This window comes from Pseudomonas sp. Xaverov 259 (assembly GCF_019352915.1).
Taxonomy (GTDB): Bacteria; Pseudomonadota; Gammaproteobacteria; order Pseudomonadales; family Pseudomonadaceae; genus Aquipseudomonas.
In genome coordinates this window covers 22,304-22,994 of sequence record NZ_JAAAFV010000064.1, presented here as the reverse complement: position 1 = coordinate 22,994, position 691 = coordinate 22,304, and the positions used below count along the sequence as shown (strand labels likewise).

Sequence of the window (691 nt, the reverse complement as noted above, 5' to 3'; positions counted from 1 at the left end):
CCAGACCATTACCATCGGAGTGAACCAGTCCAGCGGCAACGTCACCGTTGTAGCTCCGGATGATGTGTACAAAGGTGATCAAACCGTTACTACCGCTATCACTAACGTGACCGGCGGCGAGCACTTCGAAAACTTGGTTCCAGGTACTACGCCGGTTAGCACTACCGTCACCGATACTCCGGGTACCGATAACACCACTACCGTCACGCTGACCGCGCCAAGCGCAGTCAATGAGGGTGGCCAGATCACCTACACCGCCACCTTGAGCAACAAGGCCGGTACTGACGTCACGCTGAAGTTGGATAACGGTTCATCTATCACCATTAAAGCTGGTGAAACCGTCGGCTCCGTGACTGTTGCGGCACCTGGCGATGACGTGTTCATCGACAAGAGCACTCAGACGGTCAAGATCACTGACACCACTGGCGGCAACTTCGAGAAGCTGGAAGTTGCAGGCAACGGCGCGACCACCACGATCAACGACACCATCGACAAAGTGGATGTGGTTCTGACCGCGACCACCACAGTCGGCGAAGGCGGCAACATCGTTTACACCGCGTCGCTGGTCGACAAATCGGGTAATGCGGTGACTAACATCACCAACCCGCTGACCGTGACCCTCGATAACGGCCAGACCATCACCATCGGAGTGAACCAGTCCAGCGGCAACGTCACCGTTGTAGCTCCAGAT

Annotated in this window: 1 protein-coding gene; it reads left to right on the top strand. The window is 56.3% G+C overall.

Going from position 1 to position 691, the window contains the following annotated elements; genetic code table 11:
* Positions 1–691 (top strand): immunoglobulin-like domain-containing protein (locus K0H48_RS28655; protein ID WP_368862212.1); only part of this gene is annotated, 691 nt, incomplete at both ends.